The sequence below is a fragment of the Streptomyces longisporoflavus genome, assembly GCF_014649775.1.
GTDB classification, from domain to species: Bacteria; Actinomycetota; Actinomycetes; order Streptomycetales; family Streptomycetaceae; genus Streptomyces; species Streptomyces longisporoflavus.
The window spans coordinates 256,519-282,432 of sequence record NZ_BMTR01000002.1 but is presented as its reverse complement, the minus strand read 5'-3'; the positions used below and the strand labels follow the sequence as shown (position 1 = coordinate 282,432).

Genomic DNA, 25,914 nt, shown 5'->3' with positions numbered 1-25,914 from the left:
TGGAAGACTTCACTCATCCGAGGGGGATCGGCAACACGCGGCAACGCCGCGGTCAGCCGGCCGGCAGTTGCGCGACCGCCCGCTGCGCGGTCGAACCGCGGACGACGAGTTCGGGTTCGAAGAGCAGCTCGCCGGGGTGGGGCTGGGTTCCGCGGATCTGGGCGCACAGCAGATCGACCGCCGCGCGGCCCATCGCCTCGATGGGCTGGCGCACCGTCGACAGCGGCGGCTCCGTGCAGGTCATGAAGGCCGAGTCGTCGAAGCCGACGACGGACACGTCCGCCGGTACGGAAAGCCCCCGGCGGCGGGCCGCCCTGATCGCGCCGAGGGCGAGCGGGTCGCTTCCGCACACGATGCCGGTGACCCCCCGCTCCAGGAGACGCGCGGTGGCGGCCTGGCCGCCCTCCAGCGAGAAGATCGACCGCTCGACGTGCTCATCGGCCAGCTCCGTGCCCGCGGCCCGGGCCGCCGCGCGGGCGGCCGCCAGCTTGCGGCGCGAGGGGATGTGGTCGGCGGGGCCGAGCACCAGGCCGATCCGCTCGTGCCCGAGCGAGGCGAGATGCCGCCACGCCTGTTCGACGGCGACGGCGTCGTCGCAGGCGACGCAGGGGAAGTCGAGGCCCTCGATCGACGCGTTGAGCAGGACGACCGGGATGTTCCGGTCCGCAAGCAGGCGGTAGTGGTCGTGCGGCGCGTCGGCCTCCGCGAAGAGACCTCCGGCGAAGACCACGCCGGAGACGTGCTGTTGGAGCAGGAGGTTCACGTAGTCGGCCTCGGAGACGCCGCCCCTGGTCTGCGTGCAAAGGACTGGCGTGAGTCCCTGCTGGGCGAGCGCGCCCCCGATGACCTCGGCGAAGGCGGGGAAGATCGGGTTCTGCAGCTCCGGCAGGACCAGACCGACGAGCCGGGCGCGCTCTCCGCGCAGCTGCGTGGGCCTCTCGTATCCGAGGACGTCCAGTGCCGTCAGTACGGACTGTCGTGTCGCGTCGGAGACGCCGGGCTTGTCGTTGAGGACTCGGCTGACCGTCGCCTCGCTGACTCCCACCTTCTTCGCAACTTGGGCAAGTCGTCGCGTCATGAACGCAAGAATAGCGCAAGTGTTGCAAGCCAGTTGCGTCCGTGCGGCGATCAATGTGTGCACGGCCGGCGACCGATGTGCACGGTCGGCGATCAATGTGCACGGCCGCCCGGAATCCGGACGGCCGTGCGCCTATGACTTGATCCTTCTCCAGTGGGTCAGGGCCGGGTCAGGGCTGCAGGGTGAGCTTGAACGTCGACGTGTCGTTCTTGGTGTTCTGTCCGTTGCCGCTGAACTCGGGCCGCACGAAGGTCGCTTCACCCACGGCGGGGCCCTGGCCCGCTTCCGGCATCTCGTTGACGTAGATGCCGATCGGTGCGCCCGAGATGGACACGTCCGTGAAGATGGTGTCCTTCACGGGGAACTCGGGATTGCTGCCCGTGTATTTCGTCTGGAACATCACCCCGTGATACGTGGGGTCGATGATGTCGACGTTGTTCACCCGAATTCCCTGGAAGACCTTGGACGCGGAGAACGCCCAGATCGCGGGGAAGTCCTGCCCCTTCCAGAAGGTGCCGCCGGCCCGTTCGATCGTGATGTTCTCGAAGGTGGTCGGATCGGTACCGAAGCCGTTCATCGGGTAGCCGAAGTCCAGCGAGGAGATGGTGATCCCGGAGTAGACCAGGGTGTCGGCGATACGGATGTTGCGGAAGGTGTTGTTGTAGCCGCCGTAGACGGCGACGCCCGCCGCACGCCAGGTCAGGATCGTGGTCAGGTTCTCGTAGACGTTGTTCTTCATGTCCGCGCCCCCGGCGTCGATCGCCGAGAAGAGGGCGAAGCTGTCGTCGCCGGTGGCCCTTGCCTCGTTGTTGGCGACCAGGTTGTCCGTGCTGCCGTTGGTCATGTTGATGCCGTCGGCGAACATGTTGCGGATCCGCGAGTTCTTGATGGTCATGCGGTCCGTGTTGGCGCCCCAGTAGAGGCACACCATGTGCTCGTTCCAGATGTCGTCGATGGTGATGTCGGAGACGTTCTGGAAGTCGAAGACCTTGCCGGGGCCGTCGATGCGCGAGGTGTAGTTGCCGAAGTAGGCGAAGCCCGAGAAGGACGATCCCTTCGCGCTCGCCTCCGCCCGGAACCCGATGTCCGTGTTGTCCTGGGACTTGGGCGCGTGGAAGCGGGTGTACCAGGGCCCGGCGCCGACCACCTTGACGGCCTTGCCGTAGACCTGGAACTTGTTGCCCGTCTCGTAGTCACCCGCGGGCAGGTAGACGCCCGTCAGCTTGCCGCTGGTGTCCATGCGGACCTTGTCCAGGGCGTTCTGCACGTCCTGGTGGCCGAATCCGGCGGGCACGACGTAGGCGGCCGGGTCCGGGTTGGCCTTCGGCGCCACCTGTTCGAGGTCGACGAAGTCGATCGCGTAGCGGGAGGTGTTGGCGTTGTCCTTCTGCAGCTTGATCTTGCTGCCCGCCTTGACCGTCCCGCCGAGCAGGACGTGCGCCTCGTCGTAGATGTGCCGGGCCGGTCCCGCGCCCGGCGAGTTGCCGGGCGCGGCCTCGTCCCCGTACAGCCAGGAGTACTTGGAGGTGAGGTCGATCGCCTTGCGGAAGGTGCCGTCGACGTAGATGTTCAGGGTCGCCTCGGTGCCTCCGCCGCCCGGCGCGTCGGGGATGGAGAAGCGGGTGACCAGGGTGTTGGTGTCCTGCTTGGCGGTGAACTCCACGGATTCGCCCGTGGAGTTCAGGGTGACGGCCTTGCGGCCCGACGCCTCGCCCGCGAGGTCGCCGACGGTGCGGTTGGGCCCGACGGTCTTCGCGCCTCCGGCGAGCACACCGTCCTCGGCCTCGTAGGTGTCGTAGGGCATGTCGGCGCCGCGGCCCACGAACAGCGAACGGCTGCTGGTGTTGTTCTCGCGCTTGACCGGCAGTTCGTTGGCGTCGTCGGCGATGACCGTCTTGACGGTGAAGCGGCCTTTGGCGGCCTGCCAGGTGCCGAGCTTGACCGGCTCCGTGGTGTCGCCCGCGCCGATGGTGCCGTTGTGCGCGCCGGTCAGGGTCTTGACCGTGGCGCCCTTGTCGTCCTGTACGAGGAGGGTGATGCCGTGCGCGCCGGACGCGGACGCCTGGCTGCCCTGGTTCTTGATCGCGACGCTGAAGGTGACGTCCTTGCCCGCGGTGGGCGCGGACGGGGTCCAGCTCACCGGCGATGCCACCAGGTCGGACGAGTCGACCTGCTTGACAACCAGCGGGCTCGAACTGGTGTGGGTGTTGTTGCCCTCGTCCTGCTCGATCACCTTGTTCTCCGCGTCGACTTCGGCGCTGAAGAGGTATGAGCCCGCCGCGAGCGCATCGGTCTTGGCGCTCACCGTCGCCGACTCGCCCGCGCCGAGTGCGCCCACGGCCGCCGTGCCCGCCTTGTCGCCGCCGAGGCGGAAGGTGGCGTCGGTTGCCGTCGAGGCCTCGCTGCCGCGGTTTCGCACGATCGCGGTCAGGGTCGGCTCGTCGGTCTCGGTCGGCGCCTCGGGGGCGTACGACAGCTTGGTGATCTCCAGGTCGGGGTTGGCCGCGGGGGCGCCCATGACCTGGAACTCGGCGACCTGTCCGGCGGTGGCGCCGCTGTTCGCGGTGAACCGCAGGCGTACGTCGGCGACCTTGGCCGAGACCGGGATGGTGACGGTGTTCTGGTTGCCCGAGGGGCTGAAGGAGTACTCCTTCTCCGCCACCAGCGAGGTGAAGTCGGCGGCCTGCTGCTCCCGGCCGAGGACCTGCACCTTCTGGGTGCGGGCGCCCCAGCCGGCGTCCGGGTTGAGCTTGACGACGACCGCGTCGACGTCGGCGTTGGCGCCGAGCTTGACGGTCAGGGTGTGGGGGTAGCTGCCCGCGGCGCCCTCCCAGTAGGTGGACGTCTGCCCGTCGTTGGCGTTCTCGGCGACGAACGTGTGGATCACCGAGGAGGCCGCGATCGGCTTGCCCTCGGCCAGGTTCTTGTTGCCGCCGCCGGGCCGGGTCACGGTGTTGCTGTGCGCGGAGACGTTGCCGGCCGCGTCGCGGGCCCGCACCGTGTAGGAGACCGTGACGCCGGCCGACCGGGTGTCGGTGTAGGTCCTCACGTCACCGGCCACGGACTTCAGGAGCTTGCCGTCGGCGTACACGTCGTAGGCCGTGACCTTCACGTTGTCGTCCGAGGCGCCCCAGCTCAGCTTGATCTCTCCGCTTGAAGGCTGGGTGAAGGCGAGGTTCGAGGGGGCGGTGGGGGCCTGGGTGTCGCCCGAATCGCCCTTGCGGATCACGGAGTTGCTGTTGGCGGAGGCGTTGCCGGCGGCGTCGCGGGCGCGCACGTAGTAGGTGACGTCGGCGCTCGCCGGCCGCGTGTCGGTGTACGTGCGCACGTCACCGGCGACGCTGGTGAGCAGGTCCCCGTTGGCGTAGACGTCGTAGGCCGTTACGCCCTTGTCGTCGTCGGAGGCGCCCCAGCTCAGCTTGATCTCACCGCTTGAAGGCTGGGTGAAGGCGAGGTTCGAGGGGGCGGTGGGGGCCTGGGTGTCGCCGCCCGCGGGACCGTATATCTCCAGCTCGGACAGCTGGCCCGCGGGCTGTCCGGTGTTGGCGGTGATCAGGACACGGACGTAGCGCGTGGTGGCCGAGTCGAAGGAGAGCGTCGAGGAGTGCTCCGACGCCGCGGTGAAGGCGTGCTCCTTGGACGCGGTCAGATCGGTGAAGTCCGAGCCGTTCGTACTGCCCTGGATCTTGAGGGTCTGGGTGCGGTCGCCCCAGTTGCCGGGCACCCGCAGGACCACCTCGTCGACCCGCGTCGTCGTGCCGAGGTCGGCCTGGATCCACTGGGGCAGCTTGCCGTTCTCGCTCTCCCAGTAACTGGACCGGTCGCCGTCGTTGGCGTTCGCGGCGGTGTACGTCTGGGTGTGGCTCGCGGCCTTGAGCGTCTTGCCCAGAGCCAGGTTCACCGAGGCGTCGGCGGCGGCGTACACCTGAAGTTCGGCGAGCTGGGCGGCGGGCCAGCCGGTGTTGGCGGTGATGTGCACCCGTACGTACCGGGTCTGTGCGGCCGCGAAGCGGACCGTCACCGTATTGCCCGAGCCGGGTTCGAAGGAGTGCGCGGCCGATGCGGCGAGGGTGCCGAAGCCGGAGCCGTCCGCGCTGCCCTGCACGGACAGGGTCTGCTTGCGGGGCTCCCAGGCCGAGGGCAGCTTGAGGACCACCTCGTCGACGCGGGTGGCGCGCCCGAGGTCGACCTGGACCCACTGGGGGAAGTCGGACGACGAACTCTCCCAGTACGAGCCCGCGTTGCCGTCGGTGATCTGGCCTGCGCCGCGCCCCTCCTTGGCGCTGCTCGCCTTGGCCGGTTTGCCCGCCGCCTGGTCGGGGCCGCCCGCGGCCGAGGCGGAGAGGGCGGGCAGGCCGAGCAGAAGCAGGGTCGCGGTGAGCGCGGCGGCGAACGGCCGCCACCACCAGCGGGATCTTCGGGCCCGGCCCCGGGCGTCTCTGATGCGTCTCATGGCTCGTGCGACTCCCTCACTCTCGTAACGCGCACGTTTTCGCGTTGAGAAGTGGGAGAATTGCAGAGAAGTGTCGAGTTGACTACAGCCGAAGTGGAACTCGTGACCGTGCCCTTGCCGCCGTCCCGGCGCCCCTGGCTCGGCGGTCACCGCCCGTCGCAGGCATGGCGGGCGGTCCATCCGGTAGCAGTCGTCTTGCGGTAGCAACGCTCTCCGGAGTCAATACAGTTTTTGCAACTTGCGCTCAATATATTGCGCACGGGTTACGTCGGTGGTTGAGTATGCGCCGCACCCGGCACCCACAGCACCACGGCGAGCCGACCGTGCCCGTGAGGGGTGCGCTGCCGCCCCGCCCGAACAGGGCGGCACCGCGCCGTAAAGCACGACCCGGAGGGGGTCCCCTGATGTCATTCACACGCCGGCGCACGCTTGCGCTCGCCACAGCGACCGTTCTTTCGCTGGTTTCGTTGTCCGCCTGCGGCACCAGCAGCGACGGAAGCGAATCGGATTCCGGCGGCAAGGTGAAGCTCGACGTCAACGGGCAGCCGCCCAAGACCCAGGCCTTCGAGCGCACGCTCTTCGACAAGCACGTGAAGCAGTTCGAGAAGGCCAACCCGGACATCGACATCGTGCCGCACGAGGGCTTCATGGACCCGAAGACCTTCAACGCGAAGCTGGCCGGCGGAAAGCTGGAGGACGTCTTCTACGTCTACTTCACCGACACGCGCTCCCTGATCGAGAAGAAGCAGGCAGCGGACATCACGGACGCCGTCAAGGACATGCCGCACCGCGACGACATCCAGGACCCGCTGATGAAGATCTTCCAGGACGACGAGGGCCGCCAGTACGGCCTGCCGACGTCCAACTACTCGATGGGCCTGGTCTACAACCGCGCGCTGTTCGAGAAGGCCGGCCTCGACCCCGACAAGGCGCCCAAGACCTGGGCGGACGTCCGCAAGGCCGCCAAGAAGATCGCCGCGCTCGGCGACAACACGGTGGGCTACGCCGACTTCTCCAAGAACAACCAGGGCGGCTGGCACTACACGGCGGAGCTGTACTCCCGCGGCGGCAAGATCGCCACGCAGAGCGGCGGCAAGTGGAAGGCCGCGTTCAACACCCCCGAGGGCAAGGCCACCTTCCAGGACCTGTACGACATGCGCTGGAAGGACAACTCGATGGGCAGCAAGCAGCTGCTCCAGGTCGAGGACGTGCAGCGGATGATGGGCTCGGGCAAGCTCGGCATGTACGTCTCGGCGGCCGACAACATCACCGTCATCGCCAAGCAGTTCGGCGGGAAGTACGAGGACTACGCCCTGGCCCCGGTCCCCGACGCGAAGGGCACGCTGCTCGGCGGCGAGGGCTACATGATCAACCCCAAGGCGTCCCCGGAGAAGATCAAGGCCGGCGTCAAGTGGATCCAGTGGCGCTACCTCAACCCCGAGCTCATCGAGAAGAACGTCGCCGACTACGCCAAGGCCAAGCTCCCGGTCGGCATCCCGATGCCCATGGTGCCCGACGTCTTCGAGGGCTCCGTCCGCGAGCAGGTCGAGCAGGTCAAGAAAGAGAACGCCAACATGCCGACCGGCAACTACCAGGCGTTCATGGACTCCGCGCCCGAGGTGCCCGGCGTGATCGAGCCGCCCAGAGCCCAGGAGGTCTACGCGATCCTCGACTCGGCGATGCAGTCCGTCCTCACCAAGAAGGACACCGACATCGACGCGCTTCTCGACGACGCCGAGAAGAAGGTCAACGCGATCTACAGCGGCTCCTGATGAGCATGTCCCTGAAGACATCCCCCCGGCCCGTGGCCGCGCCCCCGCTGCCGCCCGCCCCCCAGCGGCGGCGGGCGGCCCGGCGCCGCGCACTGCGCGAACACATGACGGCCTACGGGTTCCTCTGCGCGGCCGTGGTGATCTTCGCCCTGTTCTCGTGGTGGCCGATCATCCGCAACGTGCTCCTCGGCTTCCAGGAAGTCAATTTCGCCACCGGCAACACCTGGGTCGGCGCCGACAACTTCGAGAAGCTGTTCAACGACCCGCTGTTCCTCACCGCCTGGAAGAACACCGGCCTGTTCACCCTGTACGCGCTGCTGCTCGGCTTCGCGGTGCCCTTCCTGACCGCGGTGCTCCTCAACGAGTTCCGCCACGCGAGGGCGTACTTCCGGATCCTGGTCTACCTGCCGGTGATGCTGCCGCCCGTGGTGGTGGCGCTGATGTGGAAGTGGTTCTACGACCCGGGCCCCGGGCTGCTCAACGAAATCCTGCGCACGCTGCACCTGCCGACCTCGGCCTGGCTCGACTCCTCGTCCACCTCGCTGATCTCCCTGGTCATCGTCTCGACCTGGGCCAACATGGGCACCACGACCCTGATCTACCTGGCCGCCCTGCAGACCATCCCCGGCGAGCTGTACGAAGCCGCGGAACTGGACGGCGCCAACGTGTGGCAGCGCCTGCGCCACGTCACCGTCCCGCAGACCCGGTTCGTTCTGCTTGTCCTGCTGCTGCTCCAGATCGTCGCGACGATGCAGGTGTTCACCGAGCCGTACGTGATGACCGGCGGGGGCCCCGAGGACTCCACGGTGACCGTCATGTTCCTGGTCTACCGCTATGCCTTCGTCTACAACGACTTCGGCACCGCCAGCGCGCTGAGCCTGCTGCTCCTGATCGTCCTGGGCGCCTTCTCCGCCCTCTATCTGCGCCTCACCCGCGCCTCGAAGGAGTGAGCAGGATGTCCGCCTCGATGCGCACCCTCGTGCGCCCCGCCGTTCTCAGGACGCGCAAGGGCCGGCTCATCTACTGGTCGATGCTCGCCGTCGCGCTCGCGCTGTTCACGGTGGCCTTCGTCGTGCCGCTGTACTGGGCCGCGACCGGCGCCATGAAGTCCTCCACCGAGCTGGCGCAGAACCCGCCCACCTACATACCGGAGAGCTGGCACCCCGAGAACTACGCCAAGGCGTGGCGCGAGATGGACCTGGCCGACTACTTCCTCAACACGGTCGTCCTGGCCGGCGGCGCCTGGCTTGTGCAGCTGGCGGTGCAGGTACCGGCCGCGTACGCGCTGTCCAAACTGCGCCCGCGGTTCGGCAACGTGGTGCTCGGCCTGATGCTCGTGACCCTGATGATGCCCGCCACCGCCCTGCTCGTGCCGGTCTACCTCACCGTGGTGGACGTTCCGCTCTTCAACCGCAATCTGATCAACAGCCCCAGCGCGGTCTGGCTGCCGGCGGCCGCCAACGCCTTCAACATCTACATCCTGAAGAACTTCTTCGACCGGATCCCCGACGAGCTCCTCGACGCGGCGAAGGTGGACGGCGCGGGCCCGGTCACGACCATGTGGCGCATCGTGCTCCCGCTGGCCCGGCCGATCCTCGCGGTGGTCTCCATCCTCTCCATCGTCACGGCCTGGAAGGACTTCCTCTGGCCGCTGCTCGTCCTGCCCGACCCGGCACAGCAGCCGCTGAGCGTCTTCCTCCAGCGCGTGGCCCAGGACACCCCGCTGAACAGTCTGGTGGCCGGACTCGTGATGGCATCCCTGCCGCTGATCGCGCTGTTCCTGGTCTTCCAGCGCCATATCGTCGCCGGGCTCGGCGCCGGCAGCCTCAAGGGCTGAGCCGCGCTCTTCCCCACTTCCGCCCGACCTCAGGTCCGTACGCGATCCGTACGAAAGGACTCCCCCTTGCCCAGCACGGAGTGGTGGCGCAGCGCTGCCATCTATCAGGTGTACGTCCGTTCCTTCGCGGACGGGAACGGCGACGGCACCGGCGACCTGGCCGGTGTCCGGGCCCGGCTGCCCTATCTGGCCGAACTGGGCGTGGACGCCCTGTGGTTCACCCCGTGGTACCTCTCGCCGCTCGCCGACGGCGGCTACGACGTCGCCGACTACCGCACCATCGACCCGGCGTTCGGCAGCCTGCGCGAGGCGGAGCAGCTGATCGCCGAGGCCCGGGAACTCGGCCTGCGCTGCATCGTGGACATCGTGCCCAACCACGTCTCCGACCAGCACGAATGGTTCAAGTCGGCCCTTGCGGCCGGGCCCGGCTCCCCGGAGCGGGAACTGTTCCACTTCCGTCCGTACTCGGCACAGCCGCCCAACGACTGGGTCGGCGAGTTCGGCGGGGTGCCGTGGTCGCGCACGGAGGACGGCGAGTGGTACCTCCACCTGTTCGCGCCCGAGCAGCCCGACCTCAACTGGAGCCACCCCAAGGTCCGCCAGGAACACGAGGACGTCCTGCGCTTCTGGTTCGAGCGCGGGGCGTCCGGCGTACGCATCGACTCCGCGGCGCTGCTCGCCAAGGCCGACGGGTTGCCCTCCATGGATCCGGCACGTCCGCACCCCTTCCACGACCAGCCCGGGCTGCACGACATCTACCGCTCCTGGCGGCGGATCGCCGACGAGTACGGAGCCGCGCTGATCGGCGAGATCTGGCTGCCGGACGCCGAGCGGTTCGCCCGCTACCTGCGCCCCGACGAGCTGCACACCGCCTTCAACTTCGACTTCCTCTCCCGGCCCTGGGACCCGGCCCAGCTGTGGGAGTCGATCGACCTCACCCTGTCCACCCACGCCCCGGTCGGCGCGCCCGCCACCTGGGTCCTTGCCAACCACGACGTGACCCGCACGGTCACCCGCTACGGCAGGGCCGAGGACACCGGCTTCGCCTTCGAGCGCAAACGCTTCGGGGTCCCCACCGATCTGGAACTCGGCACCCGCAGGGCGCGCGCCGCAGCCCTGCTCACCCTGGCGTTGCCCGGTTCCGTCTATCTCTACCAGGGCGAGGAACTGGGGCTGCCCGAGGTCGACATACCGCGCGAGCGCATCCAGGACCCGATGTACGCACGCTCCGGCAAAGTGGACCCGGGCCGGGACGGCTGCCGGGTACCGCTGCCCTGGGACGGCACCCCGGAGCGCAGCTGGCTTCCGGTGCCGCCCGGCTGGTCCGCCTACGCCGCCGAACGGCAGGCGCGCGACCCGGAATCGATGCTCTGCCTGTATCGCACGGCACTGCGGCTGCGGCGCTCCCTGGGCGACGCGGGACCGCTGCGCCGGCTGCGCGCCGAGGAGCCGCGGGTGCTCTGTTTCGCCCGCACCTCCGAGCGGGACGGCACGACCTGGCTCTGCCTGGCCAACTTCGGCCCGGACGACGTGGCGCTGCCCGCCGACACCGAACTCCTGCTGGCCAGCGGCCCCTTGTCCCCGCGGGGGCAGTTGCCACAGGACACGGCGGTCTGGCTGCGGGTCTAAGGAGCACCCGCGGCCAGGCCGCACCTCTTCCGGCGGGGCGGAGCAGGGCCTTGCACTCGGCTCTGGCCGCCACCCTCGGAACCGGCCTGCTGATCTCCAGCCGGCGAGTGGCGCAGGCGCGGTAGGGGAGGACGGCGGCCCCCTGTCGGCGCCCGAGGGCACCAGCAACGGCTGGGTCACCGCGGACCCGGGCGCCACCCGGCGCCTGGACGGCGCCGCTCCCGGCGGGGACGAAGGCGAGGGCGAGGCGCAAATCCTGCGGTTGAAGGACACCACCACCTGTACCGTCGGCCCACACGCCCCGCGGATCGGCGTGTTCAGCCCGGCTGCCGGTGGGTGATGCCGGTGAGGATGAGGTCGATGCCGGCGACGAACTCCGTGCGGTCGTCGTGCTCGCGCAGTTGGCCGGCGACACTGCGGGTGAACGCGTACTCGACGGGGTCGAGGTCCGCCCATGCGGCGGAGGCGTCGTCGAGGAACTCGGCCCGGCTCGTGTCGGGGGTGCGTGCGTGGTGCGCGCGGGCGTCGGCCGCGTTCTGTCCGCCCACCCCGACGATGTAGTTGAGCAGCGCGGACGTGGCGGTGAACTGGAAGGCGGGGGGCGCGCCGAGGGCCTGGACCTGGCGTCCGAGGTGTTCGAAGACGCGCAGCATCGGCGACTTGCCGGGGGAGCGGGCGAGTTGGTCGCCGATCCAGGGGTGTGTCTCGATCGCGTCGAAGACGCCGAGCGCGAGGACGCGGATCGCTTCCTGCGGTGTCGTATCGGCGGGTCCTGCGGGCATGGTGCCCGCGACGACGGCGTCGGTGGCGGCGCCGAGCAGTTCCTCCTTGCCCGTGACGTGCCAGTAGATCGCGCCGGGTCCTGTGGTGAGGCGCTCGGCCAGGGTGCGGAACGTGAGCCCGCGCTCGCCCACCGTGTCGAGCAGCTCGATCGCCGCCTCGACGATGCGTTCCCGGGAGAGCGGTTCCTCCCGTCGCTCTGTGCGACGCGTCCTGGTTGCCATGCGCACATCCTGGCACAGCTCTGGAATCCCGTTCCAGCTTGACATCGCTGGAACGGAGTTCCAGTCTGTCTCTGGAACGTCATTCCAGAGATGTCCTGCCGGCCTGCACCGGCGGGCGCACACGAAAGGAGTACTGCCATGAGCACCCACGTCACGATCATCGGCGCCGGACTCGGCGGCCTCACGCTCGCCCGCGTCCTGCATGTCCACGGCATACCGGCCACGGTCTACGAGGCGGAGGCCTCCGCGGCGGCGCGCGCCCAGGGCGGAATGCTCGACATCCACGAGGACACCGGCCAGCCGGCGCTCCGGGCGGCAGGCCTGACGGACGAGTTCCGCGGTCTCGTCCTGGAAGGCCGCGAGGCCACCCGCGTCCTCGACACGGACGGGGCCGTCCTGTTCGACGACGACAGCGAGCGCGGACGCCCCGAGGTGCTCCGCGGCGAACTGCGGCGCGTCCTGCTCGACTCACTCCCGGCCGGCACCGTCCGCTGGGGACACAAGGTCGACGGTGTCCGCGCCCTGGGCGGGGGGCGCCACGAGGTGAGCTTCGCCGACGGCACCACCGCCGTCACGGACCTCCTCGTGGGCGCGGACGGCGCATGGTCGCGGGTGCGCCCGCTGCTCTCCGACGCGAGGCCCTCGTACATCGGCAGATCGTTCGTCGAGACGTACCTGTACGACGCCGACGCCCGGCACCCGGCCTGCGCGAAGGCGGTCGGCGGCGGGTCCATGTTCGCGCTCGCGCCCGGCAAGGGCATCCAGGCTCACCGGGAGAGCGGCGGGACCCTGCACACCTATGTGGTGCTCTCCGAGCCGCAGGAGTGGTTCGACGCCATCGATTTCGCCGATCCCGCCGCTGCCGCCGCGCGGATCGCGCGGGAATTCGAGGGCTGGGCACCGGAGCTCACCGCGCTGATCACCGACGGTGAGACCGCACCGGTCCTGCGCACCCTCAACGCCCTGCCCGCCGATCACCGCTGGGACCGGGTGCCGGGCGTGACCCTGCTCGGCGACGCCGGCCACCTCGCGGCCCCGAACGGCGAGGGCGCCAACCTGGCCATGTACGACGGCGCCGAACTCGGCAAGGCCATCGCAGCGCACCCCGACGACATCGAGACCGCGCTCACCGCGTACGAACAGGCCATGTTCCCCCGCAGTGCCGCGTCCGCCACCGACGGCAACCAGCTCCTCGAGCTGCTCTACGGCGACGAGGCGCCGCACGGCCTGCTCAGGATGTTCGCCGAGGGCGAGTAGCGGATGTGCGGCGGACGAGGGCTGCACCGCGAGCCCGCAAGCACGCCGGGCATGAAGAAGCCCCGGCTGGACGGGGGAGACCAGCCGGGGCCGTAGAGCGTGGCACGCGGAGGGCGGTCGCCTCTCGGCGAAAGGCTCCATGGGGCTTCAGCCGAACGATCTTCCCCATGGGCTATAGGTGAGGCCCGGGGACACTGTCCCCTCCGCAGCCACACCCAGAAGAACGACGGCCCGGGCCCGGATGTTCCTGGCCGGAGGGGCCGTCGGGGTGAACTGCGGCACACTGCGGCTGTTCGCTGCTATCGCTCTTCCAGCTGCCGCAGGCAGTCGTTCCAGCGTCGGCGCCGCTCGGCGAGGGTCTGCTCCCACCAGGGCGTGCCGCGTTCCCCGAGGCCCGTCTTGGCGAGCTGTACGCGTGCCCGGGCGGCCTTGCGTGCCGCTTCGTCGTCGCCCGCGGCGGCCACGGCCCGGCGGGCCGACATCAGGTGGCGGGTCAGGCGTTCTTCCACTCCGGCGGGCAGGCGGGGGTCGGTGGCTCGCCAGCGCCTGCCCTTGATGACGACGAAATGGCCGTCGTCGGTGTACTGCATGTCCTCTGCCGCCATGGCGTCATCATGACGCGAGCCACAGGTCGGGGCCGAACACCTCGTAGTGGATGTCGGCGGCCGCCACCCCCTTGCCGAGGAGCTGCCCGCGCACCGCGCGCATGAAGGGCAGCGGCCCGCAGAGATAGGCGCGGGTGCCCGGCGCCACGGGGACGTCGGTGAGATCGACGCGGCCGGTGTGGTGTCCGGAGCCTGGCTGTTCGTACCAGAAGCGGGCTGTGCCGGCGGGGAGCTTGGCCGCCAGGACGGCGTGGTGGGCGCGCAGGGCGTGGCTGTCGGGTGAGCGGTCGGCGTGCACGACCGTCACGGGGCCCCGGTGTCCGGCTGCCGCCAGCTCTTCCAGCATGGCCAGCATGGGCGTGCAGCCGATCCCCGCGGAGGCGAGCAGCAGGGGTGCGTCGCCCGGTTCCAGGACGAGGTCGCCGTAGGGCGCCGAGACGCGCAGCAGGTCCCCCCGGCGGACGTGCGTGTGCAGGTGGTGCGAGACCTCGCCGTCGGGCCCGGCGCCGGTGCCCGCGACCTGTTTGACCGCGATCGCGCGGGTGGTGGCGGACGGCGCGCCGATCAGGCTGTACTGGCGTATCTGCCGTGCGCCGTCGGCCAGTTGGACCTGTACGGAGACGTACTGCCCGGCCCGGAACGCGGGGACCGGGCCGCCGTCGGCCGGGCGCAGCAGGAACGACGCGACCAGAGGCGTCTCCTCGGTGCGGTCCACCACCTCCCACGTCCGCCACACGTCGGCGTCGACCACGCCCTGCCGCGCGTACAGACCGGCCTCGATCGTGATCAGGGCGTTCGCCATCAGCCAGTACACCTCGTCCCAGGCGGCGGCGACCTCGGGCGTGATCGCGTCGCCGAGCACCTCGGCGATGGCTTCGAACAGGTGCTGGTGCACGATCGGGTACTGGTCGGCCCGCACCCCGAGTGAGGCGTGCTTGTTCGCGATCCGGCGCAGCATCACGTCGGGCCGGTCGTCGGGGTGCTCGACCAGGTGGGCGGCGAACGCCGCGATGGAGCCCGCGAGCGCCCGGCGTTGGGTGCCGGCGGCCTGGTTGCCGCGGTTGAACAGGTCGCGCAGCAAGGCCGGGTGGGCCGCGAACAGCTTCCCGTAGAAGCGCTCGGTGATGTCCTCGATGGCGGCGCCGATGGCGGGAAGCGTGGCGCGGACGACGGCGGCCGAAGGCTCGGTGAGCATCAACGACTCCTTAATGTGCATATTAGATTCGTATTTTGAGGCGTGCGGCGGTGCCGGCCGCCGATCCGTGGTGGTGCGGTCAGTCCGTGCGGGGCGTGGGGGAGAGCGAGACCAGGAGCGGCCCGGTGGGTGACTTGGTGAGGTCGTCGAGCGAGAGTGGATCGAGCGCTGCGAAGAACGCCTCCTGTGCCTGGCGCAGCGCTCCGCGCAGGCGGCACGCGGACCGGAGCGGACACGGCGTCGCTCCGTCGCAGTCCACGACTTCTCCCGGCCCTTCGAGCTCGCGCACGAGCCCGCCGACCGAGGCCACGCGCCCCGCCGCGGTCAGCGCGAGCCCGCCGCCCCGGCCGCGCCGCGCCTCGACCAGACCCATGTGCTGCAACTTGGCGACGACCTTCGCCGCGTGCGTGTACGGCACGTCCATGGCGGCGGCGACCTCGCGCGTGGTGGGCAGGTCCCCCTCCTCGACGGCGAGGCGCATCAGTACGCGCAGAGCCAGATCCGTGAACCGTGTCAGCCGCATGGCCGCACGCTATAAATGTTGCATCTGAAAGGCAAATTAAAAGCGGGGCCGGGTCGCCCGCGGGGTCGGTAACCGGACATGGCGAGGGGCCCCGGTTGCCCGGGGCCCCTCGCCATGTCCTGCTGCCTCTGTCCGCGCCCGGACAGGAGGTGGCGGTCAGTAGATGTTGGCCTCCACCGCCGGGCCGTCGCCCCGCGTGCTGTTGATCTGGGCCCGCAGCGAGATCTCGTCGTAGACGCGGAACTCCCGCACGATGCGGCCGTCCTGGATCAGGAACTGGGAGACGCCGAGCATCGTCACCGGCTGATTCGTGAGCCGGCCGAAGTCCGGAGTGCCCCGGTAGGTGCCGTGCATCGTCCAGGTGACGGCCACCCGCAGGCCGGCGTAGCGCGGCGAGAAGTTGGTCTGCACGTCCCGGACCTCGAACCGGGCGTCGGGGAAAGCGGCGACCATGGCCATCAGATCGCTCTGGTAGCGCTCGGGGCGGATGACGGTCCGGTCGCCGACGGTGTGCAGGAAGAGGTCACGGGTCATGAAGTCGTTGACCTTCTGCAGCCGGCGCTGCGTCCACACCTCGTCCATGAACTCGAGGACCATCTCGCACTCGGGCCGGAACTCGTCGGGCCGCGGCCCGCTGACGCCCGCGAGCAGGACGTCCTTGGGCGGCTCCTCGGTCATCGACCCGCTGTACCCCTGGAATTGCAGGGCGCGTGCCGCCTCGTCGGGGTCTATGCCGCTCTGCAGACAGGTGGCCAGTTCGTCGCGGACCACCCACTCCTCGACCATCCGGCCGCGGCGGTAGAGGCAGTTGGCGACCGTGCGCTTGCGGATGCGGATGTTCCGCCCGTCCACCAGGTGCTCGTCGGCCGAGAAGACGAGGTGAGAGCTGAGGAAGGCGTCGTTTCCGCGCGCCTCCCACACCACGTCCTCGGCCTGACCGATGTGGCCGGGCGTGCTGCCCATGCGCATCGTCGTGCCCTCGATCACGCCGTCGCGGCCCACCACGGTGCCGAGACTGGTGTGGACGATCGAGTCCGGCTCGTAGTTGTCGACGATGTAGGAGATGTCGCGGCCGACCCAGATGCGGTCGGTGACCTCGCGGATGAAGTCGTCGGGGTCCTTGTAGGGGAGGTAGGCGGCGGGGTCGAGGGACATGATGGGTACCTTTCTCGTTCTGTCGGCTGTGTGTCCGCGTGGATGCGTATGCGTATGCATACGAAGTGCGGAAGGTGTGGCAGGGGAGTCGGTCAGGTGGTGAATTTGTCCGCACCCAGGTGGGTCCGGTATGTCTCCGTCATGAAGGTGCTCACGACCACGAGGGCCAGGAGCGCGGCTGCCGCGAGGTAGACCCACACGGCGTAGATCGTGTCGAAGCTGCTGACGAGCAGGGCCGCGACGAACGGCGTGATGCCCATGAAGATGGAGAACGAGCTGTTGTACGCGATGGCGCTGGCGCTGAACCGGCTGCGCGTCGCGAAGAGTTCGGCCGTGCAGACCGTGACGATGCCGGTCAGGAAGAACTCGGGGATGATGTAGATCAGTTGGCTGGCGACGGCCGCGCCGAAGGTGCCGCCCTCGCCCACCCAGAAGGCCAGCGGGACCAGGACGATGCACGCGACGGCGCCGGAGATCAGCATCGGTTTGCGGCCGATCCGGTCCGAGATGGTGCCGGCGAGCGGCAGCAGCGGGATGAGCACGGCCACGGAGATGGCGTTGGACGTCAGGGCCATCCAGCGGGGCAGGCCCAGCGTGCCGGTCAGGTACTCGGGATAGAACGTGACCCAGGTGTAGGACAGGATCGCGAGCATGACCGAGACGCCGCAGAAGGTGAGGATCGGCCGCCACTGCGTGCGCAGCGCGTCCCGGATCGGCGCCTTGACGACGCCGGCGCCGCCCTCGGTGGCGCGGATGAACTCGGGTGACTCGTCGATGCGCTGCCGCAGCCAGATCCCGACCGCGCTCAGCGGCAGCGCGAGCAGGAACGGGATGCGCCAGCCCCACGAGTCCAGCGTGGGCCCCTCGAACAGCCAGCTGGTGAGCGCGGCGGTGCCCGCCCCGGCGAGGATGCCGAGGAAGCAGCTGTTGGAGGCGTACGAGGCGTAGTAACCGCGCCGCTTGGGCTCTGCCCACTCCACGATGAAGGCCACCGCTCCGACGTACTCCCCGCCCGAGACCATGCCCTGGATGACGCGCAGGAACAGCAGGAGCAGGGGCGCGAAAATCCCGATCTGCTGGTACGTCGGCAGGGCGCCGATCATGGCCGTGGTGACGCCCATGAACACGATGGTCCACAGCAGCGTCTTCTTGCGGCCCACCCGGTCGCCCCAGCGGCCGACGAGAGTGCCGCCCAGGGGGCGGAACAGGCAGGCGATGGCGATGATCGCGTACGTGCTCAGGACGGCCGCGGCCTGGTTGCTCTGCGGGAAGAAGGCGGGGGCCAGGACCGGCGCCATGTAGCCGTAGAGGCCGTAGTCGAACTGTTCGACGAAGTTTCCGATGCTTCCCGCGCCGATGGCTCGGCGTATCGCTTTCCGCTTCTCCGCCTCGGTCCCTTGGGGGCCGACTGCGGTGGTGGGCGGCGCTACAGCGGACATGGCTTCTCCGTTCGCGCGGTTTCAGGATTATGCATACGTATGAACTTCCGCCGAACACTAAGGAGCGCGACGGGGGCCGTCAAGAGGTGGAGTGACGCATTCCGGCGGGCATTTCCACGGGCATTTCCGCGGCGTGGCGGACAGGTGCGCGGCGGGCATGCCCGCGGTGTGCCCGGGCACGGCCCGGCCGGCCCCCACAGAGTCCCGAAGGGGCCGGACGCGGCCGTGCGACCTCATGCGCGAGGGCTCTGCCCCTGGCCCGGCGTGGGCGCCGCGAGGGACTTGAAGGTGTCCATCAGCACGTGGGCCATGTTGTAGAGCACCAGCTGTGCCCCGCCCCGCTCTGCGGCCCTGGCCGCCTCGGCGCCCGGCACGATGGCCATCACCGACCGGCCTGCCTCACGCGTGGCCTGGTGGGCCGTCGTCACCAGCGCGTCGACCGTGTCCTGGCCGGGGAAGGCGCAGTCCGCCGCGAGATCGGCCGGGCCCACAAGGACCGCGTCGACGCCCTCCGTGGCTGCGATCTCCGCCGCGGCGGCGCACGCCCGCTCCGTCTCGATCATCACCACCACCAGGGCGTCGCGGGACGCCGCGACGTGGTCGGCCGCCGCGACCGTGCCGAAGCGGCCCGCTCTGCTGTACGTCGCGAAGCCCCGTGTCCCCAGAGGCGGATAGTGGACCGAGGCGACCGCCCGTCGTGCGTCCTGCGCGTCGTCGACGTGCGGATGGATGATCCCCGCGGCCCCCAGATCAAGGCAGCGCAGGACGAGCGCGGGCTCGGCCGTCCCCACACGTACCAGTACGTCGATGCCCTGCGCCGCGGCGGCCGTCAGATGGTGCTGGAGGAGCGCGGTGTCGGCAGGGCCGTGCTCACAGTCGATGACCACGTAGTCGAGGCCCGCGACCCCCGCCATCTCCACCAGGGTCTCCGAGGGGAGCCGCACCAGCGCGCCGTACAACCGCTCGCCGGCCGCGAGCCGCTGCTTGAGGGGTCGGCGCTGCGTCTGCGGGCCGGGCAGGCGCCGCACCGCTTCTCCCGCCGTCACCGCGCGACCATTCCGGCCGAGAGGTCGATGTCGGCGCCGCACAGACCCGGCATCCGCAGCATCGCGCCGACCGCGGCGCCGACCTCGTCCTCGGTGACCATCCGGCCGAGCGCCGACCGCGACACGAACGCCTCCTCGGCCTCCGCGTAGCTGCTCCCGGTGCGCTCCGCCTCCAGGCGGAAGTTGCGTTCCATCCGCGGGCCCGCGACAGGCCCGGGGGAGAGGGAGTTGACCGTGACGCCCGAGGGACCTACCTCGCCCGCCAAGGTGGTGGTCAGGCCGATGACCGCCATCTTGGACGCGCAGTAGGGGGTGCGCCGCAGCAGGGGGCGCTTGCCCGACACCGAGGCGATGTTGATGACGTCGCCCGCGCCGCGTGCCGTCATGCCGGGCAGGAAGGCGCGGCACATCAGGAACACGCCGCGCACATTGATGTCGAACACCTCGTCCCAGTCCCCGGCCGAGATCTCGGTCAGGGGAGCCACCGGCCCGGCGATTCCGGCGTTGTTGACGAGGATCGAGATCTCCTCGTCCGCGAGGCTCCCGGCGAGGGCCTCGACGCTCTCGGGCCGGGACACGTCGCAGACGCGGTGGATGACGCCGGGACCGAGACACGAGGCGGTCTCTTTGAGGGCCTGTTCGTTGCGGCCGGTGATCACCACCCGTGCCCCGTCCGCGAGGAGGGCCCGGGTGATGGCGGCGCCGAGTCCGCTGCCGCCCCCGCTGACCAGTGCGGTGCGCCCGGCCAGCGGCGCCGTGCCGCCGCTCATGCGCTCGCCTCGTCGTTCCACGGCAGCGTGCCCTTGCCGTACTTGGCCGCGCGCACATCGCCGGAGCGGGCGTGCCCCTCGAACAGCTCGACGCGCGCCGCGCGCCCGCACACCTCGCCGAGCAGCGCCGACGAAGAGGTGTCGGTGACCTCCTGGTAGGTGACGGTCTTGAGGTACTTGCCCACCCACAGGCCGCCGGTGTAGCGCGCGGCGCCCCGGGTCGGCAGGACGTGGTTGGTGCCGATGACCTTGTCCCCGTACGAGACACAGGTGCCTTCGCCCAGGAACAGCGCGCCGTAGTCACGCATCTTGTCCAGCGCCTGACGCGGGTTCTCCGTCAGGACCTCGACGTGTTCGCTGGCGTAGGAGTCGGCGATCTCGAAGGCCTCGTCGAGGGAGTCCGCCACGACGATCTCGCCGTGGTCGCGCCAGGCGGGCCCGGCGAAGTCCTTGGTGGGCATGCCGGGCAGCAGCCGCTCGATGTGGCGCTCGACGGCGCGGCCGAGTTCCTCGGACGTGGTGACGAGCACCGCGGGGGAGTCCGGGCCGTGCTCGGCCTGCGAGAGGAGGTCGACGGCCACCACGAAGGGGTCGGCGTTCTCGTCGGCGATCACCAGGATCTCCGTCGGGCCCGCGAACAGGTCGATGCCGACCTCGCCGAACAACTGCCGCTTGGCCTCGGCGACATACGCGTTGCCGGGACCCGCGATCAGCGGCACCCGGCCGACCGTCTCGGTTCCGATGGCCAGGGCGGCCACGGCCTGGACGCCGCCCAGGAGGTAGAGCTCGTCGGCCCCGGCCAGATGCATGGCCGCGACCGTCGCGGCGGGGATCTCGCCCCGGATCGGCGGGGTGCAGGCGGCGACCCGCTCCACCCCGGCCACCTTCGCCGTCACGATCGTCATGTGCGCCGAGGCGGTCAGCGGGTAGCGCCCGCCCGGTATGTACGCTCCGGCGCCGGCCACCGGAACGTGCCGGTGTCCCAGGCGGACGCCGGGCAGTGTCTCGATCTCCACGTCGTGCAGCGAGTCGCGCTGGGCCTGCGCGAACGTACGTACCTGCTGCTGGACGAAGCGGATGTCGTCCAGGACCGTCTCCGGCACATCGGCGACGATCTTCTTGATCTCGTCCGGGGAGAGGCGGAAGGACTCAGGGCTCCAGTTGTCGAACTTCTCCGAGTACTGGCGGACCGCTTCGTCACCCCGGCCGCGGATGTCGTCGAGGATGGCGCTCACGCGGTCGGCGACGTCCGCGCGGGCGGCGCTCACCGTGCCGGCGGGGACGGGGGACTTGAGGAAACGAGGCATGACGGCTCTTTTCTCGGGGTTCTGGGGGTTCTTGACTCGGGGGCTCTGAGGTTCTTGAGCTGTATGGGGGCGGTGTCAGCAGCGGTGTTTCAGAAGGCGGGGCGCGTCGGGCACGCCGTCGGCCGCGTCCGCACTCGTCCGAGCAGGTCACGCAGCGCGTCGGAGACGGCGGACGGCTCCTGCCAGGGCAGGAGATGCCCCGCGTCGGGGACCGTGCGCAGTTCCGCGTCCGGCAGAGCGCTCGCGATGACCTGGTGGAAGTCCGGCGGGCACAGTGCGTCGCGGCTGCCGGACAGGACCACGGCCGGGCACCTCGCGCCGCGCAGCGCGTCGATCGCGTCCCGGCGAGTCGACTGGGCGGCCAGCTGGGCGCGCGCGGCGTCGGGCCCCACGGCCCGGGCCATGCGCCGGTAGCGCTCCGCCGACTCGCTCGACGGACGCGGCGTGGGGAACATGCCGGGCAGGGTCTGTTCGACGGCGTCCGCGAACCGCCCGTCGTCGACCAGGCCCTCCATCGCGCGCCAGGCGGCGTACTGCTCGGGGCGCGGCGCTCCCGCGTTCGTCGACATGACGCAGAGTCCGGCGATCCGTTCCGGGGAGCGCCGCAGTGCCTCGAACGCGACGATGGCGCCCAGGCTGAGCCCGACCACGACGAACGGTCCGGACACCCTGGCCAGGAGGTCGTCGGCCAGCGCCCCGATGTCCGGCTTTCCCAGTTCGAGATGCAGGACCGGGTGTCCTTCGGGGAAGTCCACCTCCGCCCACAGGCTCGGGTCGCACATCATGCCGGGGACCACCACCAGCGGCAGCGGTTCGGACGGCGGCTCGACATGGGGCACGGCGGTCACCAGCGGCGCGCGGAGCGGGGCAGCAGCGCGTACGGGGCCACGTAACCGTTGTGGTCGATGCCGAGGCCCGCGTCGGCGGCGGCCTTGGAGACTTCCTTGTCCCACTCCAGGCGCACGCGGCCGTCACCGGAGTTGACGACCAGGAGGTCGCCCCGCTCGTCGCCGACGTTGCGCAGGGTGCGCCATGCGTCCTGCGGTACGGAGAGCATGTCGCGCGGGCCCAGTTGGACCGTGACGGGGTCGGTGCGGTTGAGGGTGATCTCCCACAGGCCGTCCTTGACGATCAGCGTCTGCGTCTCGTGCTGGCGGTGCGGGGAGACGCCCTGGCCCGGTTCGGCACGCAGCCAGGCGACGTTGTGGCCGTGCGGGTTGAAGACGCGGGGCTCCTGGTGCGGGTCCTCGGTCATGCCGTAGCCGATGACGCAGCTCAGCCGCACTCCGCCGCCCGGCAGGGTGCTGTCGAGGAAGGGCCGCTCGGACCAGACCAGTTCGTCGCCGGCCGCGACACGGCGCTTCATCTCGTCGACGCTGTAGTGACGCAGGCGGTCGATGTACTCCTGCGTCATCGGCTCGGTCAGTTCGGTGCCGGGCGGGATCTCGTCGCCGGCGACCGTGTCGATCAGCTGGTTGTCGGCGGTCAGGTACAGGCCGTGGCCCTCGGCCTCGCGCAGCACCGAGGGGCCCCAGATGATGCCGCCCGTGTGGTCGTGGCCGAGGACGGTGAACATCCAGCCGTGGTCCGGGCCGGTGTTGGTGAAGCCGCGGAAGATCCAGGTGGGGATGGAGGCGATGTCGCCGGCCTTGAGCGTCAGTTCCCCCTCGGTGCCGTCGGCGCCCCAGCGAAGGAGGTACTCGCCCTCGGTGCAGACGAACACCTCGGCGGTGTAGTGCAGGTGGAGGTTGTTGGTGATGCCGTGGGGCATGGCGGCCGCGCCGATGTTGTAACCGTGCGCCAGTCGCAGGTTGACGTGCTGACCGGCGGCCTGCGAGACGCCGGGCCCGATCATCGCGTAGTTCTCCTTCCGGTCCGAGCCCGGTGTACGGCAGTCGATGAAGGCCTGGTTGCAGGAGACGAAGTCACTGCGGCGGACCGTACGACGCCCCAGCTCGGCGGTGGACACGACGACGTCAGGCATGGCTGCTCCCTCGAATGGAATACGTATGCATTCCCATGACAGGCCCTGTGTTGTGCGATGTCAAGGGGGCACGTGGTGCGGGTTGCGGGCGTAGGGTGCGCGGGACGTGTGTCGGTGCTTCTCGTGGAGGCACGCAGGAGTTGCCGTCCGCCTGCTTGCGGGCGGCGGGGATCGGCGTCACCGGCGGGGTGTGCCGCGCGGGTCGCGAGCGGGGGCGCGCACCTGTCCGCACCCGCCCTTCGGGTTGATGCGACATACGTATACTGAAAAGCCGGACGCCGGGGTGGCGCACCGGTCGACGAGGAGAGGGCCGATGGCGATCACGAGTCACGACGTGGCGAGGCTGGCCGGCGTTTCGCAGCCGACCGTCTCCCGCGCCCTGCGGGACGACCGACGGGTGTCCGCCGCGACCCGCGAGAAGGTCCGCAAGGCGGCGCAGGCACTGAACTACGTGCCCAGCGAAGCGGGCCGCACGCTGTCGACCCGCTCCACCCGTCGGATCGGGGTGATCGTCACCGACCTGACGAACCCCTTCTACCCGCACGTCATCGCACCCCTGCACGACGAGCTCCAGGCCCTGGGCTACCGGATGATGCTCCTGACCGAACGCTCCGACGAGGCCGTGGCCGAGGAGAAGCTCCTGGACCAGTCGCTCGACGGCGTGGTGCTCGCGACGGCCACCACCGACTCCGCTCTCCCGGCGCAGCTCGACCGCCGCGGCATGCCCTACGTCTTCCTGAACCGCGAGACGGGCCGGCGGGGCGACTACGCCTCCGTCGTCGACAACGAGGGCGGCGGCCGCCTCGTCGCCCACACGCTCGCCGAGCTCGGCCACCGGCGGATCGCCGGCATCTTCGGCGCGGCGAACACGACGACCGGCCGCGACCGGGAACTGGGTTTCCGCCTGGCCTTGGCCGACGCGGGCATCGGACTGCCCGAGGACCGGGTGGCCCGCGGCGCCTTCGAGTACGAGACCGGATACGAGGCGCTGCCCCGGCTGCTCGACGCCGCCGAGACCCCCACTGCGGTCTTCTGCGGCAACGACGTGGTCGCCATCGGCGCGCTGAACGCGGCCCTGGCGGCCGGCGTCCGGGTCCCCGACGACCTGACCGTGATCGGTTTCGACGATCTGCCCATGGCGTCCTGGGAGGTCTTCCGGCTCACCACGGTCCGCCACGACCTGCGCGAACTCTCGCGTCAGGCGGCGCGCCTGCTCGTACGGCGCATCGACGGAGACGCCGACCCCGACGGCGAACGCCTGGTCCTGCCGACCGAGTTCGTGCCGCGGGCCACGCACGCCCGGCACCCCTGACGCCTCACGCCTGCCTGCTCACCGCAGGGGGCCGGTTGCCGTGCCGCCGCTGTCGCAGCACCCCCGCGGTGACCAGGACCGCGGCCAGGGCGAGGGAGAGCCACAGTTCCAGTCGGTGACCGGGCAGCACCGCCATGAGGACGAGCACCCCGGCGATGAAGGCGATCGTGGCGAGGGTCAGGTAGGGGAAGGCCCACATCCGCACCTCGGTGGGCTGAGGCTCCTTGCGGCGGGTGGCGTACTGGGTGATGGCGATGACCATGTACATCATCAGGGCGATCGCGCCGCTGGACGCGATGAGGTACGTGAAGACGCTCGGCAGCAGATAGTTGGCGATCACCGCGGCCACGCCGATGACGGTCGAGGCGAGGACCGCGTTACGGGGCACACCGGCCGCCGATGTGGCGGCGAGGGCCGCGGGGGCGTCCTGGCGGCGGGCCAGGGAGAACGCCATGCGCGAGGCGGTGTAGATGGCCGAGTTGAGGCAGCTGCTCACGGCCACGACGAGGACCACGTCCATGATCAGGCCGGCGCCCGGGATGTTCATGCGGTCGAGGACCGCCTGGTAGGAGCCGTCGGCGAGGGCGTCGGAGTTCCACGGCACCAGGCTGACCACGACGAAGATCGAGCCGACGTAGAAGAGTCCGAGGCGCCACACGACGGCGCGGACGGCCTTCTTGATGTTCTTCTTCGGTTCCTCGGACTCGGCGGCGGCGATCGTGACGATCTCGCTGCCCTGGAAACTGAACATCGCCGTGAGCAGACCGGCGAGCACGGCCACCCCGCCCTTGGGCGCGAAGCCACCCTCGCTCCACAGATGCGAGACGCCGTGGGCATCCGACCCGGGAAGGACCCCGAAGATCGCGAGCGCGCCGAGTACGAGGAAGGCCACGATCGCGACGACCTTCAGGAGGGCGAACCAGTACTCGAACTCCCCGTAGTTGCGCACCGCCAGGAGGTTGCTGCCCGCGAGCAGAGCGATCATGGCGAGCGCCGGGATCCAGCTCGGCACCGACGTGAGACCCGCGATGACCTCGCCCGCGGCGATGGCCTCGATGGGAATGACGAGAATGTAGAACCACCAGTACAGCCAGCCGATGGAGAATCCGGCCCACCGGCCCAGGGCGCGGTCCGCGTAGGTGGAGAACGAGCCCGTGTCGGGGTTGGCGACGGCCATCTCCCCGAGCATCTGCATGACGAGCACCACCAGGGCGGCGGCCAGCAGGAAGGAGATCAGAACGGCCGGTCCCGCGGCCGCGACGGCGGTCGACGAGCCGACGAAGAGACCGGCCCCGATCACGCCGCCGATGGAGATCATGGTGATCTGGCGGCCCTTGAGGCCCTGTTGGAGCGCGGGCCCGGCGGTCGGGGGCGCCGGTTCGAGCGTGGGGTGGTGCATGGGGAGATCCTCGGGGGAGTGGGGGCGCGGATGCCCCTGGTACAGGACGGTACTCACTCGTCCCGGGCGTTCGTCACCGGCGGCGGCCCGGGCACCGGTCGCGGCGGGAGCGTGCTGCTCCCGGGGCCGGGACCCCCACCCCCTGCCGG

The 25,914-nt window shown here is 70.1% G+C and carries 20 protein-coding genes; 6 read left to right on the top strand and 14 right to left on the bottom strand.

The window, feature by feature from the left end; translation table 11 throughout:
* Window positions 1-52: 52 nt before the first annotated feature.
* Together IE226_RS05295 and IE226_RS05290 are read right to left on the bottom strand one after the other, a co-directional pair.
* On the bottom strand, window positions 53-1,078 hold the full coding sequence (locus tag IE226_RS05295) for a LacI family DNA-binding transcriptional regulator (protein WP_190079814.1): 1,026 nt from the start codon (window positions 1,076-1,078) through the stop codon (window positions 53-55).
* A gap of 169 nt (window positions 1,079-1,247) precedes the next feature.
* Window positions 1,248-5,531 carry a discoidin domain-containing protein gene (locus tag IE226_RS05290; RefSeq protein ID WP_190079813.1) on the bottom strand — a complete coding sequence of 1,428 codons (4,284 nt, stop codon included), beginning with the start codon at window positions 5,529-5,531 and terminating at the stop codon, window positions 1,248-1,250.
* A gap of 404 nt (window positions 5,532-5,935) precedes the next feature.
* On the opposite strand from IE226_RS05290, the gene IE226_RS05285 reads away from it, so the two are divergent.
* From IE226_RS05285 to IE226_RS05270, 4 genes are all read left to right on the top strand, one after another.
* Window positions 5,936-7,303 carry an ABC transporter substrate-binding protein gene (locus IE226_RS05285; protein ID WP_190079812.1) on the top strand — a complete coding sequence of 456 codons (1,368 nt, stop codon included), beginning with the start codon at window positions 5,936-5,938 and terminating at the stop codon, window positions 7,301-7,303.
* Window positions 7,303-8,253, top strand: coding sequence for a carbohydrate ABC transporter permease (locus IE226_RS05280; RefSeq protein WP_190079811.1), 951 nt, complete (start codon window positions 7,303-7,305; stop codon window positions 8,251-8,253). The genes IE226_RS05285 and IE226_RS05280 overlap by 1 nt, the downstream gene beginning before the upstream one ends.
* 5 nt (window positions 8,254-8,258) lie before the next feature.
* Window positions 8,259-9,140: a carbohydrate ABC transporter permease gene (locus IE226_RS05275; RefSeq protein WP_229870510.1), complete on the top strand. Its 882-nt coding sequence runs from the start codon at window positions 8,259-8,261 to the stop codon at window positions 9,138-9,140.
* 66 nt (window positions 9,141-9,206) lie between these two features.
* Entirely contained in the window at window positions 9,207-10,769 is a 1,563-nt protein-coding gene (locus tag IE226_RS05270; protein ID WP_190079810.1) for a glycoside hydrolase family 13 protein, read from the top strand.
* A 317-nt stretch (window positions 10,770-11,086) separates the two neighbouring features.
* Here the strand turns inward: IE226_RS05270 and IE226_RS05265 are convergent, their stop codons facing one another.
* Window positions 11,087-11,773 carry a TetR/AcrR family transcriptional regulator gene (locus IE226_RS05265; RefSeq protein ID WP_190079809.1) on the bottom strand — a complete coding sequence of 229 codons (687 nt, stop codon included), beginning with the start codon at window positions 11,771-11,773 and terminating at the stop codon, window positions 11,087-11,089.
* 138 nt (window positions 11,774-11,911) lie between these two features.
* Between IE226_RS05265 and IE226_RS05260 the strand changes: the two genes are divergently transcribed.
* Entirely contained in the window at window positions 11,912-13,030 is a 1,119-nt protein-coding gene (locus IE226_RS05260; RefSeq protein ID WP_190079808.1) for an FAD-dependent oxidoreductase, read from the top strand.
* Between the two features lie 299 nt (window positions 13,031-13,329).
* Here IE226_RS05260 and IE226_RS05255 read toward each other — a convergent pair whose 3' ends face one another.
* The 10 genes from IE226_RS05255 to IE226_RS05210 all read right to left on the bottom strand — a co-directional run bounded on the left by IE226_RS05255 (window position 13,330) and on the right by IE226_RS05210 (window position 23,054).
* Window positions 13,330-13,635 carry a hypothetical protein gene (locus tag IE226_RS05255; protein WP_190079807.1) on the bottom strand — a complete coding sequence of 102 codons (306 nt, stop codon included), beginning with the start codon at window positions 13,633-13,635 and terminating at the stop codon, window positions 13,330-13,332.
* 7 nt (window positions 13,636-13,642) lie between these two features.
* Window positions 13,643-14,830 carry a globin domain-containing protein gene (locus IE226_RS05250; RefSeq protein WP_190079806.1) on the bottom strand — a complete coding sequence of 396 codons (1,188 nt, stop codon included), beginning with the start codon at window positions 14,828-14,830 and terminating at the stop codon, window positions 13,643-13,645.
* Window positions 14,831-14,909: 79 nt separating this feature from the next.
* A complete protein-coding gene (locus IE226_RS05245) occupies window positions 14,910-15,353 on the bottom strand; it encodes an RrF2 family transcriptional regulator (RefSeq protein WP_190079805.1) in 444 nt (147 codons plus the stop codon).
* 156 nt (window positions 15,354-15,509) lie between these two features.
* The gene (locus tag IE226_RS05240; RefSeq protein WP_190079804.1) at window positions 15,510-16,508 is read right to left on the bottom strand and encodes a nuclear transport factor 2 family protein; all 999 of its coding nucleotides are present in this window, start codon (window positions 16,506-16,508) and stop codon (window positions 15,510-15,512) included.
* A gap of 92 nt (window positions 16,509-16,600) precedes the next feature.
* Window positions 16,601-17,947 (bottom strand): MFS transporter, encoded by a 1,347-nt coding sequence (locus tag IE226_RS05235; protein ID WP_190079803.1) that lies wholly within the window; start codon window positions 17,945-17,947, stop codon window positions 16,601-16,603.
* A gap of 233 nt (window positions 17,948-18,180) precedes the next feature.
* Window positions 18,181-18,993 carry an HpcH/HpaI aldolase family protein gene (locus IE226_RS05230; RefSeq protein WP_229870509.1) on the bottom strand — a complete coding sequence of 271 codons (813 nt, stop codon included), beginning with the start codon at window positions 18,991-18,993 and terminating at the stop codon, window positions 18,181-18,183.
* Window positions 18,990-19,763 (bottom strand): SDR family NAD(P)-dependent oxidoreductase, encoded by a 774-nt coding sequence (locus IE226_RS05225; protein ID WP_190079802.1) that lies wholly within the window; start codon window positions 19,761-19,763, stop codon window positions 18,990-18,992. Before IE226_RS05225 ends, IE226_RS05230 begins: the two co-directional genes overlap by 4 nt.
* Window positions 19,760-21,070, bottom strand: a complete 1,311-nt coding sequence (hisD, locus tag IE226_RS05220; protein ID WP_190079801.1) for a histidinol dehydrogenase — start codon at window positions 21,068-21,070, stop codon at window positions 19,760-19,762. The genes IE226_RS05225 and hisD overlap by 4 nt, the downstream gene beginning before the upstream one ends.
* A gap of 89 nt (window positions 21,071-21,159) precedes the next feature.
* Window positions 21,160-21,909, bottom strand: a complete 750-nt coding sequence (locus IE226_RS05215; protein ID WP_229870508.1) for an alpha/beta fold hydrolase — start codon at window positions 21,907-21,909, stop codon at window positions 21,160-21,162.
* A gap of 5 nt (window positions 21,910-21,914) precedes the next feature.
* Window positions 21,915-23,054: a cupin domain-containing protein gene (locus tag IE226_RS05210; RefSeq protein WP_190079800.1), complete on the bottom strand. Its 1,140-nt coding sequence runs from the start codon at window positions 23,052-23,054 to the stop codon at window positions 21,915-21,917.
* 313 nt (window positions 23,055-23,367) lie between these two features.
* Here IE226_RS05210 and IE226_RS05205 point away from each other — a divergent pair, with 313 nt between their 5' ends.
* A complete protein-coding gene (locus tag IE226_RS05205) occupies window positions 23,368-24,366 on the top strand; it encodes a LacI family DNA-binding transcriptional regulator (RefSeq protein ID WP_190079799.1) in 999 nt (332 codons plus the stop codon).
* Between the two features lie 4 nt (window positions 24,367-24,370).
* On the opposite strand, the gene IE226_RS05200 is transcribed toward IE226_RS05205, so the two are convergent.
* Window positions 24,371-25,765 (bottom strand): amino acid permease, encoded by a 1,395-nt coding sequence (locus IE226_RS05200; protein WP_229870506.1) that lies wholly within the window; start codon window positions 25,763-25,765, stop codon window positions 24,371-24,373.
* Between the last annotated feature and the right edge of the window lie 149 nt (window positions 25,766-25,914).